The sequence below is a fragment of the Myxococcus eversor genome, from assembly GCF_010894455.1.
GTDB lineage: Bacteria > Myxococcota > Myxococcia > Myxococcales > Myxococcaceae > Myxococcus > Myxococcus eversor.
In genome coordinates, this window is the sequence record NZ_JAAIXY010000016.1 from 247,515 (window position 1) to 263,586 (window position 16,072).

Sequence of the window (16,072 nt, forward strand, 5' to 3'; positions counted from 1 at the left end):
CCACCTCACACGCGTCCAATGCCGGGCTGCTCGCTACAGAAAGGCACGGCGAACCACAAGCAGGAGCCTTCCTCCTCCCAGGATTCGCTGTCTGACAGGCTCGACAATCGACCGAGCGTCGTAGCCTCGGCCCTTTGTGCTCGCGAGCCCTGGTACGGTCCGCGCCCATGGACCGCCCCCTACACGCCGTCCGCACACGGCTGGACGACTTCCTCGCCGAGCTGGCCACCCTTCAGTACCGGCATGGTGCCGGCCTCGCGCGAGAGCTTCCCATCGCGAGCCTCCACGCCTCCTTCCCGGAGCTGTCCGCCCCGGAAACCTTCGTCGCCGCCACCGAGGCACTCGCCAAGGCCCGCGCGAAGAACGACCTCGTCGCCATCCGCCGCATCCAGCTCGTGCGCGAGCTGGTGGCCACCCAGGTGGAAGAGGCCCTCGCCGCCCGTCCCGCCCAGGCCATGGCCACCGTGGAAGCCAACGCGGTGCTCAACGTCGACGACGAGTCCTTCGACTTCGCCGGAGCGATGAGCCGACTCCCCCACGAGCCGAATCGTGCCCGCCGCGCCGGCCTGGAGCGCGCCGTCGGCAACTACCTCTGGGAGAACCGCGGCCCCTATGGCGACCGCCGCGAAGCCACGCTCCTCACCGCCGAGAAACTCGGCGCCAGCGACTACCTCACCCTGCGCGGGAACATCACCGGCATCGACTACCCCCAGCTCGCCGAGGCCGCGAAGCTGACGCTGAAGCACACCGAGGACGCCTACCGCGACGTGCTCACCTACGTGCTCAAGAAGACGGACCCGCAGTTGCGGCCCCTGCCCGGTGGCGACGCGCGAAGGCACGACGTCCAGGCCGCGCTCCAGGCCCCGTGGCTGGATGAGCACTTCCGCAGGGAGGACGCGTGGCCCGCCGTGCGCGAGTGGCTCGGTGAGTGGGGCTTCACGCCCAACGCCGGAGGCCGCATCCGCATGGACGAGGAGGACCGCCCCGGCAAGTCGCCCCGCCCCTTCGTCGTCACCATCCGCGTGCCGGACGACATCCGCGTGGTGCTCCAGCCCCGCGGTGGACTCGACGCCGTGGGCAGCCTGCTCCACGAGCTGGGCCATGCCCACCACCGCGCCCACGTCTCGGGGGACCTGCCCATGGAGCTGCGCCGCCTGGGCGACGCGGCCGTGACGGAGGCCCACGCCGCCGTCTTCGAGCGACTGCTGCTGTCCTCCGACTGGCTCAAGCGCTACCTGGGGCTGGCGACGACGCTCGCGCGAGACACGTCGCGGATGGCCGCCTTCCAGTCGCTCAGCGTGCTGCGCCGCCACTGCGCGAAGCTGTCGTACGAGATGTCGCTCTGCATGAAGGGCCCGTCCACCGAGCGCGCCGACGAGTACGCCGACGGCCAGCGCCGGGCCCTCTTCGCGGAGCCACATCCCGGGTTCTACCTGTACGACGTGGACCCGCAGCTCTACGTGGCGCACTACCTGCGAGCCTGGGCCCTGGAGGCCCGACTCACCAGGCGCCTCACCGAGCGCTTCAACGAGGACTTCTGGAGGAACCCGAACGCCGCCACCTGGCTGAAGGGGCTGTACGCTCGGGGTGGAACGGATGACGCGGAAGGACTGGCCACGGAGGTATCGGGCGCGCCGCTGGCATTGCCCGAGGCGGGGGAGCGCCTCGTGGCCATCCTCAACCGGTAGTGGTGGCCGCGCGAGCGACTACTTCTTCTTGCGCAGCGCCCGAACGATTTTGTCCTTCGTCGGGTTGGCGGCCGTCTCGCGTGCACGAGGTGCTTCGGGCGCCGCCGCCTTGGTGGCCGGCGTCTTGGCCGCGGCGCGAGCGCGCATGGCCTTCATCAACTGCATCTCGATGACGAGCAGCTCATCGCCGAGCTCCTCGTTGTCGCCGGCCGCGCGCGGAAGCGGAGCTCGCGTGCTGGAAGCGCCGGCGCCATGCCGCATGCGCAGCGCCTTCTCCTCCTCGGCCGTGAGCGTGCGCGTCTTCTCCAGCGCCGCCTTGACCTCCTTGGCCGTCACCGTGCTACTCCCGACCTTGCGCTCCATCTCCGCTCCCTTGTTGTGCAGCACGCTGAACATCCGAGCATGTCGGATGCGTCCGAGCCGCAACCGTCGGGGATTGTAGAGGACGCAAGAGTTGGCGCAAATTTTCTTCCAACAGGTCGCTCCCGCCCTGTAGCGCCAGGGGGTGCCTACAGGTGCATTCCCACTCCCAGGAACGCGGTGGAGAGCGCCTGGCGCCGCCCGGAGAACGGGGAGCCGGTGGCGGAGAAATTCTGGTAACGGGCCTGGGCGGACAGGAACAGCCGGCCCCCCAGCTCCACGTCCATTCCCCCGCACAGCTCCGGCCCCAACTGGAGAACACGCGGAGCCTCCTCCCCTTCCCGTCCATGGGACACCAGGAGGCTCACCCCCAGCCCCAGGTACGGGCGGACCCGGTGTGCCTCCGGGAGCGTGACTCTCAGGGACATGGGGGTCGCCTCGGTGAGCCGGCGGTTGGAGGCCACGTGTCCGCCCACCTCCAGGAAGGACTGCTCCCGGCGATAGCTCCACCCCAGTCCGGCGCTGTAGCCCACCTCGCGCCGCCCGTCCGAGTCCTTCAGGGCGAACGCCCCCACCGGGAACGCCGTGACGCCCAGGCTGCGGGAGGGAGGCTCCGCGCTCGCGAGCGGCGCGAAGAGCCCGCACAGGCACAGGAGCAGGAGGGGGAGACGGGGCATGGGGCCCGAGGAGAGCAAGGCACACGCCACCCGAGGACCCGCGTGAATCCAGGGACTTGAGCGGCGCGACAGCACCGCGGCCTCAAGTGTCCGGGCGATGCGGTCAGGGCAGGCAGCCTGGCTCGGTGCGCCGGGGCGCCCGCCACCCATGACTCGCTTGTCCGGCCTTCCGACGAGGACGCCCACCTGGGGCGCCCCACCCATGAAACGGACTACTCCGTCGCGGCCTCGTCCTCGGGCTCGGGCGGCGCCTCGCCCGGCGTGGTGCTCTTGGCACCCTCGGGCTTCGCGCGCTCGATGCCGAAGCGGTCCAGCGCGTCGGCGATACCCTGGGGCTTGTCCGCGTCCGGGAGGAACTCCTCGGGCGGCGCGAGCCTCGGGTCCTTGCCCAGCTCGGACAGGGCCGCCTCCAGCGTCAGCCGCAGCTCCGCCGCCTCGGGCGTCTTCTCCGACGGCACGCCCACGCGCCCATCCAGCCGCGCCTTGAGCACCACGGAGGTGGCCGCGTCCACCAGCACCTCGCCATCCAATGAGCGCGGCAGCCGGTGGGCGAAGAAGTTCGCGCGCCGACGCGTCGTCTCGTCCGAGCCGCCCTTCGGCTCGAACAGCTTCGGCAGCGGCCGGGAGCCATCCCCTTCCGGCGCGGGCGCCAGCGTCACCACGTAGCGCCACGCCGTGCGCCCTTCATAGGTGACGGTGCCCTGTGGGGCGAGCTTGAGCCGCCCCTGGAACAGGAGGTCGAAGTCGCGGATGGCGCCGGTCAGCTCCGTGCGGGTGCGCTCGGCCATGCCGCGGTCGCGCAGCCGCTGACGGAACGGGCCGTACCGGTTGCGGGCGAACACCTGTCCGCCCACGCGCATGACCTCCAGGCCCTGGTCCCGGGAGTTCTCCAGCACGCCGTGGAAGTCGCCGCTGACACCCCCGGGCCCCGCGCGGAACGTGCGCGTCTCGGTGAGCTTCACGGGGTTGGACTCGGCGGAGGTCCACTCGTAGCCGAGCGTGGACTGGTAGCGATGGGGCCCCAGCCGCTCGGTGATTTCGGCGGCGTCCATGCCGAGGATGCGGCGGGCCACCTGAGGGTTTTCCGCGACATCCTCCGGGGGGAGCTTCTGCTGGGCGGAGGCGACCACCTTCGGGGGGTCCTCCGGCGAGAAGATGCGCGCCTTGGCCGCCTTGTCGACCGGGTCCGAGCAACTGGCGGCGGCCAGCGCCAAGGCGAGGGTGACGGCGGACTTCTTCAGACGGCTCACGACTCCTCCGGAGGGGGTACCACGGGGGCGGCAAGTTACGTGGCGCATACAAGAGCGGCAAGCAGCGGCTTGCGTGCGGCCGTGCAAGGGATAGAACGGCCTTCTCATGCAGAACCTGCGCGACAAGTTGTTGAAGGCGGGCCTCGTCTCCGAGGAACAGTCCAAGAAGGCTGATGCGGCAACCAGCCAGACGGAAGCCCGGAGGCCCCAGCCCCAGGAGGGCGGACGTCCAGGCGGCAACCGTCCTCCGCCCCGGCGTGACGAGAACCGGACATCCGGTGCTCCGTCTTCCCGAGGCGAGGACCGTGGCCCCAGCGGCCGTGAGGGCGGAGGCCGTCCCGGCGGCGGACGTCCCAGCGGCGGTGGAGCGCCTCGTCCCGGCGGAGGAGCGCCCCGACAGGGAGGCTCCTTCCGTCCCGGTGGCGGTGGCGGCGGAGGAGGTGGAGCGCCCCAGCATGGGCGTCCCGCCGCCGTGGCCGAGAAGCCCATCCCCAAGCTGCCCCCCATGCCCGGCTCCAAGGCCTACCAGCGCGCCGAATCCAAGCGCCAGGTGGAGCTGGACAAGGCGCTGCGCGAGCTGGTGTTGGGCTCGCAGGTGCCGCAGGAGCCCGGGGAGACGGCGTTCTACTTCATGACCCGCAAGGGCAAGCTGCGGCGCATGGAGCTGACGCCGGAGCAGGCCAAGCGACTGGAGGACGGCGAGCTCGGCGTGGTGGAGCGTCCGGACCCCGCTCAAATCGAGCACTCGCTGGTGCCCGCCGCGGCGGCCGAGCAGATGTACGCGCTCTCGAAGAAGGCGGTGCGCTTCCTCAACCGGAAGGACGACCCCGTCGGCTTCATGAACGACGAGGAGCTCAAGGCGCAGCAGGCGGCGGAGGCCGCTGGCACCGCGCCGGAGCTGTCCGACGAGTCCCCGGCGGAAGGCGCCGAGGCCTCCTCTTCCGAGGACGAAGCAGCCGCTCCCGTCGAGGCCGAGGCGACGTCCGCCGAGGCCCCGAAGGCCGAGGGCGGCGAGAGCAGCAGCCAGGGCTAGGCGCCCGGCTTCACCCGAGAAGGCCCTCCCCTCTCCCACGCAGCCGGGACGAGGGGAGGTTCCCGTGTGTGAAGCGCGTCAGTCGAAGGCGTCGAGTCCGGTGATGGCCTTGCCCAACACCAGCGTGTGCACCTCGTGGGTGCCCTCGTAGGTGAAGACCGATTCGAGATTCAGCATGTGGCGCACCGGTGGATAGGCGTCGGTGATGCCATTGGCGCCGTAGATGCTTCGCGCGACGCGGGCGATGTCGAGCGCGCTCTTCACGTTGTTGCGCTTGGCCAGGCTCACCATGACGGGCGTCACCTTGCCCTCGTCCTTGAGCCGCGCCACGCGCAGTCCCACGAGCTGCGCCTTGACGATGTCCTGGAGCATGTCCGCCAGCTTCTCCTGCGTGAGCTGGTAGCCGGCCACGGGCTTGCCGTTGAACGACGCGCGGGACAGCGAGTATTCGCGAGCGCCCTCGAAGCAGGCGATGGCGGCGCCGGTGACGGCGAAGGCGATGCCCAGCCGCGCGTTGTTGAGACAGGACAGGGGCCCGCGCAGGCCCACCACGCCGGGCAGCACGTTGCGCGCGGGCACTCGCACGTCCTGGAGGGACAGCTCGCTGGTGATGGACGCGCGCAGGGAGAACTTGCCGGGGATGTCCCGCGCGGTGAAGCCGGGCATGCCCTTCTCCACCAGGAAGCCCCGGACGGACTCGGGGCCGCCGTCGTCCGTCTTGGCCCACACCACCGCGACGTCGGCGATGGCGCCGTTGGTAATCCACGTCTTGGTGCCGTTGAGGACGTAGTCGTCGCCGTCCTTGCGCGCGCGGGTGCGCATGCCTCCGGGGTTGGAGCCGAAGTCCGGCTCGGTGAGGCCGAAGCAGCCGATGACGCGCCCCTTGGCCATGCCCGGCAGGAAGCGCTCCTTCTGCTCATCGCTGCCGTACGCGTGGATGGGGTACATGCAGAGCGAGCCCTGCACGGACGCGAAGGAGCGCAGCCCGGAGTCGCCTCGCTCCAGCTCCTGGAGGATGAGGCCGTAGCTGACGGTGTTCATCCCCGCGCAGCCGTACCCCTGGAGGTTGGCGCCCAGCACGCCCATCTCCGCGAGCTGGGGCACCAGGTGGAAGGGGAAGGTGCCGTCGCGGAAGTGCCCGCCGATGATGGGCAGCACCTCGCGGTCCACGAAGGCGGCCACCGTGTCGCGAGCGGCCTTCTCCTCGGGGGACAGCAGGTCATCCAGCCGGAACAAGTCGGTGATTTCCGCGCGTGCCATGGCGCCGTCCTAATGCCCGCGTCCAGGAGCGTCAAACCGCCCGTGCAACCCGGCGCGGCTCCGGGGGTTAGCATGGGTGTCGGTGGCAAGGGCCGGAGGTGGAGCGCGATGGTGCACGCATTCATGGCGATGTTTCCCCTCGTCCTCGGGCTGTCGGGGGCGCTGAAGGCGTCGATGGTGGGCCTGGGGTGGTGGGCGGCGGGCTTGAGCGCGGGGGCTCGGCGGCGCGTCTACCGCAGGCCGCTGGCGCCGGGACAGCTTCGCAGCGAGGCGTGGGCGGCGGTGCGGGTGGTGCTCTTCGACGCGGTGCTCGTCGCCGCGTTCCGCGTCGTGTACCAGTCCCGGCTGGCGCCCTTCAGCGTGGGCGCGACGGTGGCGACCTTCGTCTTTCTCTTCGTGGGCTTCGAGGTGTGGTTCTACGTCACGCACCGCCTGCTGCACACCCGCGCGCTCTACCGGTTCCACGCGCAGCACCACGTGGCGCAGGTGACGAACCCGCTGACGTCGCTGTCCTTCTCGCTGGTGGAGCGCGTGGTGCTGCTGGGAGGCAACTTCGGCCTCGTCATCCTGGCGCTGGAGGTGATGCCCGTCACCCAGGCGGGAGTGGCGCTCTACATCGTCTCCAACTACGTGCTCAACGTGGTGGGCCACGGGAACACGGAGTGGCTGCCGGAGCGCTTCGTGTCGACCTGGCTGGGGCGTCAGGTCCTCACGCCCACCTTCCACGCCATGCACCACGCCCGGTACCAGGGCCACTACGGCCTGTACACCACGGTGCTGGACAGGTGGTTCGGCACGGCGTTCGACGACTATCCCCAGGTCCACGCCCGTGCGCGGGCCGGCCAGGGACTGGAGCGCGTGGGGGAGCGCCTGCGGCCCCAGGCCCCGGCTCCGGCGCTCGCCCCCGCCGGGTGAGGCCTGTCGTCAGGCGTGCCCGTCCCGGCCCGGGGCGCTAGGCTGCCGCGCATGACGACGACCCAGAAGACCGTGGTGGTGACGGGCGCGAGCCGAGGCATCGGCCGGGCCGTGGCGTTGACCTTCGCTCGCGAGGGCTACCGCGTCTGGGCCCTGGCCCGCGCGGCGGACGCGCTCGAGGTGCTGGTGAAGGAAGGGGGCGAGCGCATCCGTCCCCTCGTCGTGGACGTGGCGGACGAGGCCGCGCTGGTCGCCGCGACGAAGACGATTCTCGCCGACGGACCTCCGCGCGTGCTGGTGAACAACGCGGGCATCACCGTGTCCGCGCCGCTGACGAAGACGAGCACGGCGGACCTGGCGCGGGTGATGGCCATCAACGTGACGGCGCCCTTCCTGCTCTGCCGGGAGCTGATGCCCGCCATGGCGCAGGCCGGCGGCGGACGCGTCATCAACATCGGCTCCATGGCCGCCGTGCGCGGGATGAAATACACGTCCGCCTACTGCGCCTCCAAGCACGCGCTGCTGGGCCTGACGCGCGCGCTGGCGGCGGAGTACGCGAAGAAGAACGTGACGGTGAACGCGGTGAACCCGGGCTGGGTGGAGACGGACATGTTCTCCAACGCCACGGCGGCCATCTCCCACACCACCGGCCGCACGGGAGAGCAGGCGCGCGAGGCGCTGGCGTCGATGAACGCCATGGGTCGCATCATCCAGCCGGAGGAGGTGGCCTCGCTGTGCCTCTTCCTCGCGTCGGACGCCGCAGGCGCCATCACCGGCGCCGCGCACGCCATCGACGGTGGCGAGCTGGGCTGAGCCACGACTGCCCCTCGGCGCTGGTCGCGCGGCCGCACATCCGGGAAGCAGCGCTACGAGCCGACGCCTCCTCTCCTGGCGTCGCCGCGTCCAGCCCGCCCGAGGCGTTGCGGCGCCTCAGAGCTGATAGCGGCCGACGATGGCGCTCAGCTCACCCGAGGCGGCGGAGAGCTGGATGGCGGCCTGCTCACTGGCCGCCATGCGGTCGACAATCTGGTCCGCCACGTCCGTCATGGAGCTGAGCGCGGCGAACAGCTCCGCGATGCCCGCGTCCTGCTGGCGCACGGCATCGGAGATGCTCTTCACCGTCTGGCCATTGCTCTGGATGATGCCGGCCAGCGAGCGCAGGCTCTCTCCCGCCGCCTGCACCTGCTCCAGCCCGCCCTCCACCTCCCGCGCGCCGCCCTCGCTGATGCGCACGGCCTCCGAGATGGCCTTGCCGATGTCGCCCAGGATGCCCTGCACGCGCGTCGTCGCGCCCGCGGACTGGTCCGCCAGGGAGCGCATCTGCCGCGCCACCACGGAGAAGGCACGGCCCTGGTCCCCGCTGCGCGCCGCCTCGATGGAGGCATTCAGCGCCAGCACGTTGGACTGGTCCGCCAGGTCCTTCACCGTGCGGGTGATGTCGCCCACCAGCCGCGTGCGCTGATGCAGCACGGTGATGGTGCGGCCAATCTGCTCGACGTGCGAGCGGATGTGCGTGAGCCCGCCCACGCTGCCGGACACGGCGGCCTCGCCCGCCTCACCGAAGCCGCTCGCCTTCTCCGCCTCGCGCTGGATGGTCACCACGCGCTTGGCCGCCGCGCGCGACGACTCCTGGAGCTGCTGCGCCGCCAGCTGCGTCTCATGCAGCGCCACCGCCTGCTGCGACACCGCCTCGTTCTGCACGGCCGCGGACTCGGAGAGCTGCGCCGAGGCGGACTCGAGCTGCTCGGCCGAGCCCTTCAACGCCATCAACAGCGAGCGCAGCTGCACCATCATCTCCGCGAACGACGCGGCCAACCGGCCAATCTCGTCCTGCGAGTGCACCTCCAGCGTGCCCCGGAAGTCGCCCTCCGCCACCACCCGCGCCGCCGCCGCCGTCAGCTCCCGCAGGGGCCCCGTCATCCGGCGCACCAGCAGCAGAATCACCCCGCCCGCCGCCAGCGCGGTGAACAGCCCCAGCCCGACGATGAGCAGCACCGCGGTGCCGAAGCGCGACGCCTCCGTCTTCTCGTCCCGCGCCAGCACCAGCTCCAGCCCCTCGCCCACCGGCAACCTCGCCACGCGGAACGACGAGTCCTCCACGTCCACGCGGCCCTCGTCCACGTCCGCGTCCACCGCCGCCAGCAAGGCCTCCGGCGCCACGACGTCCACGGACCGGGCCACGAGCCGAGGCCCCACGCGCAAGAGCAGCTCCACGCCCCGCTGATTCCTCAGGTCCTTCAGCGGCGCGTCGTCGAACCGGCTCCCCAGCACCAGGTGTCCCACCGTGCGCCCGTCCACCTCCACCGGCCGGGACATCGTCCAGAAGACCGCGTCGCCCACGTAGAGCACCCCGGGCGCGCTGCTCTTCACCCGCTGCGCGAGCGCGGGCAAAGGCTCCCGGTACGAGCCCGCGAGCAGCCCGCCCTCCGGCCCGGTGATGAGCAACAGCTCCACCGACACCAGCGTCTTCTCCGCCTCGGCGAACGCCTGGAGTGCCTTCGCGTCCACCGTCGCTCCGGAGAGCAGCGAGCGAAGCTCGGCGTTGGCCGCGGCGCTGCGCAGCAGCACCTTCAGCGTGCGAGCCTCCTGGGCCACCAGGCGACTCCAGGCGGACTCGTCGTGGATGAGGGCCTGGGCCAGCTCCGTGTTCATCCTGGAGCGCAGCACGACGCCCGTGAACGTCACGCACAGCGCGGTGAGGGCCAGGATGACCAGGGTGATGGCGATGGTCAGGCGAGCGGCGAGGCTGTGCGTCATGCGCTGCGGTGTCGGACGAGAGGGGAAATGACCGGGGTGGGGGAACCCCCGAAGCCACACCCTACCCCAAGCTTCCGGGATTGCGCAGTAAGGCCGGGATGACCCGGCTCCTCACGGTTGACCCTCCCACCTTCACTGACGTCCGCCTCACGCGTCGGCGACCCGCAACACCACGGCGGTGATGTTGTCCTTGCCTCCGGCCTCGAAGGCATCCGCCACCAGCGCGTCGCACACCTCCCGCGCGGAAGCGAGCGACAGGCGCCTCATCAGCCCGTCCACTCCCAGCGGCTCGTAGAGGCCATCCGAACACAACAGGAAGACGTCTCCGGCCTCCGCGTGAAGTCGCTGCAACGTGGGCTCCGCGTTGTCCGTCCCCAGCGCGCGGGTGATGAGGTGCCGCCAGTTGGAGGCGCCTCCCGGGGGCTCCATGCCCACGTCCTTCAGCTCCTCGATGAACGAGTGGTCCCGGGTCAGCGACTCCAGCTTTCCAGCCCGCAGCCGGTACAGGCGGCTGTCCCCCACGTGAGCCACCGCCGCGCCGTCCTGCCCCAACGCCAGGGCCACCACGGTGGAGGCCATCTCGCTCAGCCGCCCCACGCGCTGGGCCTGGAGGTTGCGCTGGGCCAGGAGCGAGCACGCCGCCAATAGATTTTCCTCGCGCGTGCGACGGGGGTCGGCGACCTCCGGCCACACCGCCTCCCGCTCACGCTCCCATTGCTGCCCCAGGCCCGCGAACGTGTCCACGACACAGCGGCTCGCCACCTCGCCGCCCTCCTGCCCACCCAGCCCATCCGCGACCACGTACAGCCCCAACTCCGGCAGGACACAGTAGGAGTCCTCGTTGTGGGGCCGGCGACCGATATGGGTCTGTCCCGCGCTTTCGATACGCAGCATGACACCGCCTCCTCGAGCCTCTCCCCAGCAAGCGGGAGGCCAGCGCCCATCCCCAGGTGGGCACCCTCTACGGATACCTCTCTTTGTGCGGCGGCTGGAGCGTGAGTGCCATCGGACCTCGGCGTGCGCCCCGCACCCGTTCGGTGCCTGACGTTGCAAGCACCCTTCATCCCGAAACGTTGTCCAGTACGAGGGGTGGCGACCCCACAGGTGATGGGCGCTCGCCCCACTCCTCCAGGGTGGATGGGGACCTCACGGAAGGCCCCTGGCAACTTTCACCCGGGGCGTTCGACAATACGGATGATGTCCGCCGTGTGCGCCCTGGGAGGTGACCGATGACTTCCATCCGCCGTCTGTCTTCGAGCATCCTGTCCTCGCTGCGGCGCACCTCGCTCGACGTGGACAACAGCGTCGCGCCGCTCACTCAGAGCGAGTCGTTGGATCCGGTGTCGAAGGTCCGCCGGGGCTACTCCGACGAGAGCGACTTCCAGGCCGAGGGCGCGGATGGCGCGGACGCCCTCCTGGCCTCGTTCGACACGGATGAAGTTGGCGAAGAGGGCCCGTCGCGAGATTTGGACCATGCGTCGCTGCGCGTGTTCTCCGGGGAGAGCTCCTTCGAGTCCGCGGCGCCGCGCTACGCGCAGAGGCTCGGCTCGCAGCTGCCCTCCGCGCTGGGAGCGCCGCGCGACTTCGGCAATGGCGTGGAGCGGGCGTCGCGGCGCGCGGAGGCGGCCGTACCGGATGCGTCGGACATCCTCTCTCCAGACGAGGCGGCGTGGGAGCTCCAGAACCTGGACACCTCCTCGCCTGGCGTGGACGCGCCGGAGGACCTGCTCTCCATGATGGGGACACCTGCCTCCTCGGTGCGGGTGGACCCTCGTGAGCTGGACCTGGACTGGTTCGAGGGCGGCGTCCCCGCCACCGACGAGGTGACGCAGGAGGGCGGCGCGGTGGAGGGTTCAACGGCGGCGAGGTATGCGTCCGGGGAGTTGATGGATGCGTCCGTGCGACCCGCGGGACCGGAGGAGTTCCTCGCGGACTTGAGTGATTTGGGCAGCCTGGTTCCGGACGACGAGGAGCCCGGCCCGGCGGACGCTGCCTTCGCGGGCGTGCTCGGCTCGCTCGCGGCCAACCCCGCTGCGGCCAGTGTCCCGGTGAGCGCGGCGCTCGGAGCCCAGAGCGTGGACGTGGTCGCCGACGCCGTGGAGCTCCAGCCCGACGCCCAGCCGGCCGAGCCCGCCTCCGTGATTGCCCAGCCGCTCCTGGAGCAGCTCGCGACGGAGGGAGACAGCTTCGTGGAGCAGCCCGGATTCACCCCGTCCGGCACGGAGCAGGCCTCGCTCACGGCCGAGGTCCTCGCGGCTCAACCCGCGACGCAAGAGGCGGCCCTCGACGCGCCGGACGCGAACTTCGTGGAGGCCGAAGAGGTCCCCGATGTCGACATCGAGCCCGCGCCGGTGGGCGACGACGAGCCGCGCGTCGCATGAAGCAGGCCGAACCAGTGGGCAACGACGAGCCGCACGCCACATCATGAAGATTCCCGTGCCGGCCGAGGGACGGCGCCTCACGCCGAGCCTCGACTCCCGTGCTGTCGCGTGGAGCCCGGCTCAGTGGACTCCGACGTGAGCAATGCCTCCTCGAGCGGCCGACGTCCGCGGCTTCGCGGGGACGCGACTCAGGGGCGCTTCCCCTCGTCGAACGTCTGGTCGAACATGTGCTGCGCCTCGTCGACGTCGCGCGTGTACTCGTCCACGTAGCGTCGGCGCTCCTCGCTCACCCACTCCGCGGGAGAGAAGGACGTCGGCGGATACTCGTTCGTGGTGTGCACGGAGCCACGCATCGTGGTCATCAGCTCGCGGTCCGGGTCTCCCGACTCCTTGAGCAGGAAGCCCTCCACGTCGCGCAGCCGCAGCGGGAACGTCGGCGCCTCGTCGAGGACGAGCTTTCCGAAGACGGTGAGCTTCACCTCCTGCTGCCCCTCATTCAGCTCCTCGTTGAAGGAGACATGCGCGAAGGGCTCGCCGCTCTCGTCGTCGATGCGGCCAGCCACCACGTACCGCCCCGCCTTGCGCACGTTGATGCCCAGGTAGAGCCCCAGCGAGCCGTCCGCCAACACCTCGCGCACCTTGCCCGTGAAGGCCGCTGGCGGCGAATTCGTGTAGAGGATGTCCAGGAACGCCGTGCCCTCCGCCTTGTCCGAGCGCACCTGCACGTCCACGCGCAGCGTGCCCGAGTACAGCGGGAAGCCCTGCTTCGACGGCTGGAAGCGACCGGTGAAGATGCCATCTCCCGCCAGCGCGTCTCCTCCGGCGCCATCATCCGTGAAGGCCACGGGCACGGCGGGCACCGCCCCCGCCCCTTGCATGTGCTCGGCCTCATGCGCGGACGCGGACAGCACCTGACAGGGCCTCGGCTGGCGCTGCGCGTCCTCGCACGAGACGAAGAAGTGCACGACCTCGTCACCCACCACGAAGACGCGGTCCTGCTTCAGCCGAAGCTGCACGTCCGGGTGCTCGCGACTCAACGGACGCGTGCGCTCCGGCTCCGCGAGCTCCACCTGGTCTGGATGCTCCCGGATGGAGCGGGACTGCGGCGGGTAGCGCGTCGCGGACACATAGGACTCCAGCGTCCGCTTCGCCCGCTCCAGCCGCTCCGCCCACAATTCGCGGCGCTCCAGCCGCTCGCGCTGCGCGGGGTCTAACACGGACACACGCATGTCCTCCGTGCCCGGCGACGAGCGCCGCTCCAGCGCCGCGCTGCTCCCGGAGCCCGACTTCGGCGGGGCCTCTCCGGGAGCGCGCTTCTGGCCATCCGCCAGCGCGGGAGGCTCATTTGAAACCTCCTCGTCGCCGGCCACCCGGCGCCAGCTCCACCACCCCACCCCCGCGACGACCAGGGCAATCACCAGGAAGCCCCACCCGAGACGGCGCGGGCGGGAGACAGGAGCGGGAGGGGAGCTGTTGGGCGTCATGGATGGTGCTTCAGTGAGCCAGGCTCAGTAGGCGAACTTCACGACATCCTCGCGGACCTTCGCGACGATGCCACCCCAGTTGCCGTTGGCGTAGTGGTTGAACGCCTCGCCGTCATCGCGCAGCGACACGGTGTGGAAGCTCCACTTCGCGCGGCCGTCGCTGGTGTTCGCCGTGCCGGTGTTCAGCGTGCCGCCGCAGAACCAGTCACCCGGGTTGCACTGCGAGCTGCCGGAGCTGCCCGACACGCCGCCCGTGGAGTGATAGGAGACGACCTCGTCGTCCTGCCCGGGGAGGATGCCCGAGTAGAGCGTGCCCTTCGCGCCGGCGAACATGTAGAACCAGACGTTGCGCGTGGTGTTGTGGTTGTACAGGGCGCGCGACGTGGTGGTGACCAGGTCCCTCACCAGCGGCTCGTTCACCGCCCACTCGCCCACGTCCGCCAGCTCGCTGCCACCGCCGGCGCCGGACGCGACGTTCACCCACTTGATGTTCCAGCCCGTCTGCGTGCTGCCGTCGGTGTTGCCACACACGCCGCTGGCGTTGGGCGACGCGTTCTTCTTGCTGCGCGCAGAGCCGCCGTACAGCGACAGCGCGTAGCCAATCTGCAGATTGCCCGCGCTGTGCACGGCGATGTAGCACCAGTTGTTTCCGGTACAGAAGCAGTCCAGGGCGTCGCGTACGCGCGCGTTCTGCCCGCCGACGCTCTCCTTGCCGTTCCAGTTCACGGCCTTCTTGTTCACGCCCGCCGCGGTGCCCGCCGGGCCCCAGTAGCTGAAGTCGCCGTAGTTTCCGGCCTGCGTACCGCCGCCGTTACGACCGTGAATCCACAGCGTGTAATTGGTGGCGGCAGCCTGCGTGCCAACCAACAACGTGGCCGCAATCGCCATACCCATCAGCTTCTTCATCGTGAACGCCTCCGCTCGGGAGTAGGGGGAGCTGCCCTCGCCTGGTGGGGGACCGGGCGAGGAAGCCGCCACTCTAGAGTCTCGGGCTGTAAAAGGTCGAGAACACGGAAACCGGGAAGCCAATGCAAAGCCTGACGCGTCGCGTCGCCCTCTGAGACACGGCTTCACAGCGGCCGTGGCATGTCACGCCTTCATCTCACCGGGTGTCGATGACGAAACGCTCCAGCCGTGTCAGGGCCTCGGGAAGGCTCGTGCGACCCAACCCCAGACGGAAGTGATTGCCAGGGAAGTCGTAGACGTCACCTGGTAACAACAACACGCCTTCGCGTTGCACGAGCGCATCGGTGAACCGGGCCACGTGCTGCTCTCGCAGGAGGCGCGGGAAGGCCACGCTGCCGGCGCGCGGGCGCACCCAGTGGAAGGTGTCCGCGTGGCGCGCGAAGAACGCGTCCAGCAAGGCCAGGTTCGAGGCGAGCAGCGCGCGGCTTCGCGCCAGCACCCGCTCCTTGGCGCGCAGGGCGATGAGGGCCAGCACCTCGCTGGGGGCGCTGTTGCAGATGGTGGTGTAGTCCTTGTACGCCATGCACCGGCGCAGCACGTCCTCGTCGCGACAGGCGAGCCACCCCACGCGCAGCCCCGCGAGGCCAAACGCCTTGGACATGACGCCCAGGCTGAAGCCGCGCGGTGACAGCTCGACGGCGGCGGGGAGCAGGTCCTTCGCGTCGTGCTCCAGCAGCCGGTACACCTCGTCGGACAACAGGTAGATGCCGCGCTCCTCGCAGAGCGCGCACAGCGCCTGGAAGGTCTTCAAGTCTGGAAGCGCGCCGGTGGGGTTGTGGGGGAAGTTCACGACGATGATTCGCGTCTGGGGCTTGAGCGCGCCGCGCAGGGCGTCCAGGTCCAACGCCCAGCCGGTCTCCTCGCGCAGCGGCAGCAGCGTCACGTCCGCGCCGGTGGCGCGCGCCACCTCGTGCAGGGACTGATAGCCCGGCCAGGTGACGACGGCATGGTCGCCCGGGCCCAGCAGCACGTTCATCAGGATGAAGACGGCCTCCTCCGCGCCAGCGAAGGTCAGCACCTGCTCGGGCGACAGGCCCTGGTAGAGCCCGGCAATCTCCTTGCGCAGCGCGGGCAGACCGGGGGCCTCGGTGTAGCCGAGCGTCAGCTCCTCCCAGCGGGCCAGGCCGTCCGTGTCGGCGAGAGCCAGCAGTTCCTTCTGCTTCCAGCCCTCGATGTCCGAGGAGCACAATGTGTAGGGCGCGGCGAACTCCCAGCGCGCGAAGTACCGCTCCAGTTTGAAGTCAGGGATGCGCATGAAGCGACTGTCTGCCCTCTTGGGCGCCGTCCGTCCAGCGCCACCC

General features: G+C 70.4%; 14 protein-coding genes. 5 read left to right on the plus strand and 9 right to left on the minus strand.

Annotated features, from left to right (window positions below):
• Positions 1 to 167 precede the first annotated feature (167 nt).
• Entirely contained in the window at positions 168 to 1,688 is a 1,521-nt protein-coding gene (locus G4D83_RS29780; protein WP_163868235.1) for a peptidase M3, read from the plus strand.
• Between the two features lie 18 nt (positions 1,689 to 1,706).
• Here G4D83_RS29780 and G4D83_RS29785 read toward each other — a convergent pair whose 3' ends face one another.
• The 3 genes from G4D83_RS29785 to G4D83_RS29795 form a co-directional block, all read right to left on the minus strand.
• Positions 1,707 to 2,051 (minus strand): hypothetical protein, encoded by a 345-nt coding sequence (locus G4D83_RS29785; RefSeq protein WP_141646503.1) that lies wholly within the window; start codon positions 2,049 to 2,051, stop codon positions 1,707 to 1,709.
• Between the two features lie 146 nt (positions 2,052 to 2,197).
• Positions 2,198 to 2,725, minus strand: coding sequence for a hypothetical protein (locus G4D83_RS29790; RefSeq protein ID WP_163868236.1), 528 nt, complete (start codon positions 2,723 to 2,725; stop codon positions 2,198 to 2,200).
• 212 nt (positions 2,726 to 2,937) lie between these two features.
• Entirely contained in the window at positions 2,938 to 3,975 is a 1,038-nt protein-coding gene (locus G4D83_RS29795; RefSeq protein WP_163868237.1) for a hypothetical protein, read from the minus strand.
• Between the two features lie 106 nt (positions 3,976 to 4,081).
• Between G4D83_RS29795 and G4D83_RS29800 the strand changes: the two genes are divergently transcribed.
• On the plus strand, positions 4,082 to 5,008 hold the full coding sequence (locus G4D83_RS29800) for a DUF2058 family protein (protein ID WP_163868238.1): 927 nt from the start codon (positions 4,082 to 4,084) through the stop codon (positions 5,006 to 5,008).
• Positions 5,009 to 5,086: 78 nt separating this feature from the next.
• On the opposite strand, the gene G4D83_RS29805 is transcribed toward G4D83_RS29800, so the two are convergent.
• Complete coding sequence (locus tag G4D83_RS29805; protein ID WP_163868239.1) at positions 5,087 to 6,268, minus strand: acyl-CoA dehydrogenase family protein; 1,182 nt, start codon at positions 6,266 to 6,268, stop codon at positions 5,087 to 5,089.
• 108 nt (positions 6,269 to 6,376) lie between these two features.
• Between G4D83_RS29805 and G4D83_RS29810 the strand changes: the two genes are divergently transcribed.
• Both G4D83_RS29810 and G4D83_RS29815 read left to right on the plus strand, forming a co-directional pair.
• Positions 6,377 to 7,183: a sterol desaturase family protein gene (locus tag G4D83_RS29810; protein ID WP_163868240.1), complete on the plus strand. Its 807-nt coding sequence runs from the start codon at positions 6,377 to 6,379 to the stop codon at positions 7,181 to 7,183.
• A gap of 51 nt (positions 7,184 to 7,234) precedes the next feature.
• Positions 7,235 to 7,996, plus strand: coding sequence for an SDR family NAD(P)-dependent oxidoreductase (locus G4D83_RS29815; protein ID WP_163868241.1), 762 nt, complete (start codon positions 7,235 to 7,237; stop codon positions 7,994 to 7,996).
• Positions 7,997 to 8,113: 117 nt separating this feature from the next.
• On the opposite strand, the gene G4D83_RS29820 is transcribed toward G4D83_RS29815, so the two are convergent.
• Positions 8,114 to 9,940, minus strand: a complete 1,827-nt coding sequence (locus G4D83_RS29820) for a methyl-accepting chemotaxis protein (RefSeq protein WP_163868242.1) — start codon at positions 9,938 to 9,940, stop codon at positions 8,114 to 8,116.
• Positions 9,941 to 10,087: 147 nt separating this feature from the next.
• Positions 10,088 to 10,834 (minus strand): PP2C family protein-serine/threonine phosphatase, encoded by a 747-nt coding sequence (locus G4D83_RS29825; protein ID WP_176436929.1) that lies wholly within the window; start codon positions 10,832 to 10,834, stop codon positions 10,088 to 10,090.
• Between the two features lie 335 nt (positions 10,835 to 11,169).
• Between G4D83_RS29825 and G4D83_RS29830 the strand changes: the two genes are divergently transcribed.
• Complete coding sequence (locus tag G4D83_RS29830) at positions 11,170 to 12,321, plus strand: hypothetical protein (protein WP_205522738.1); 1,152 nt, start codon at positions 11,170 to 11,172, stop codon at positions 12,319 to 12,321.
• 188 nt (positions 12,322 to 12,509) lie between these two features.
• Here the strand turns inward: G4D83_RS29830 and G4D83_RS29835 are convergent, their stop codons facing one another.
• From G4D83_RS29835 to G4D83_RS29845, 3 genes are all read right to left on the minus strand, one after another.
• The gene (locus G4D83_RS29835; protein WP_163868243.1) at positions 12,510 to 13,805 is read right to left on the minus strand and encodes a choice-of-anchor X domain-containing protein; all 1,296 of its coding nucleotides are present in this window, start codon (positions 13,803 to 13,805) and stop codon (positions 12,510 to 12,512) included.
• A gap of 24 nt (positions 13,806 to 13,829) precedes the next feature.
• On the minus strand, positions 13,830 to 14,711 hold the full coding sequence (locus G4D83_RS29840; protein WP_163868244.1) for a hypothetical protein: 882 nt from the start codon (positions 14,709 to 14,711) through the stop codon (positions 13,830 to 13,832).
• A gap of 196 nt (positions 14,712 to 14,907) precedes the next feature.
• Complete coding sequence (locus tag G4D83_RS29845) at positions 14,908 to 16,026, minus strand: aminotransferase class I/II-fold pyridoxal phosphate-dependent enzyme (RefSeq protein WP_163868245.1); 1,119 nt, start codon at positions 16,024 to 16,026, stop codon at positions 14,908 to 14,910.
• Between the last annotated feature and the right edge of the window lie 46 nt (positions 16,027 to 16,072).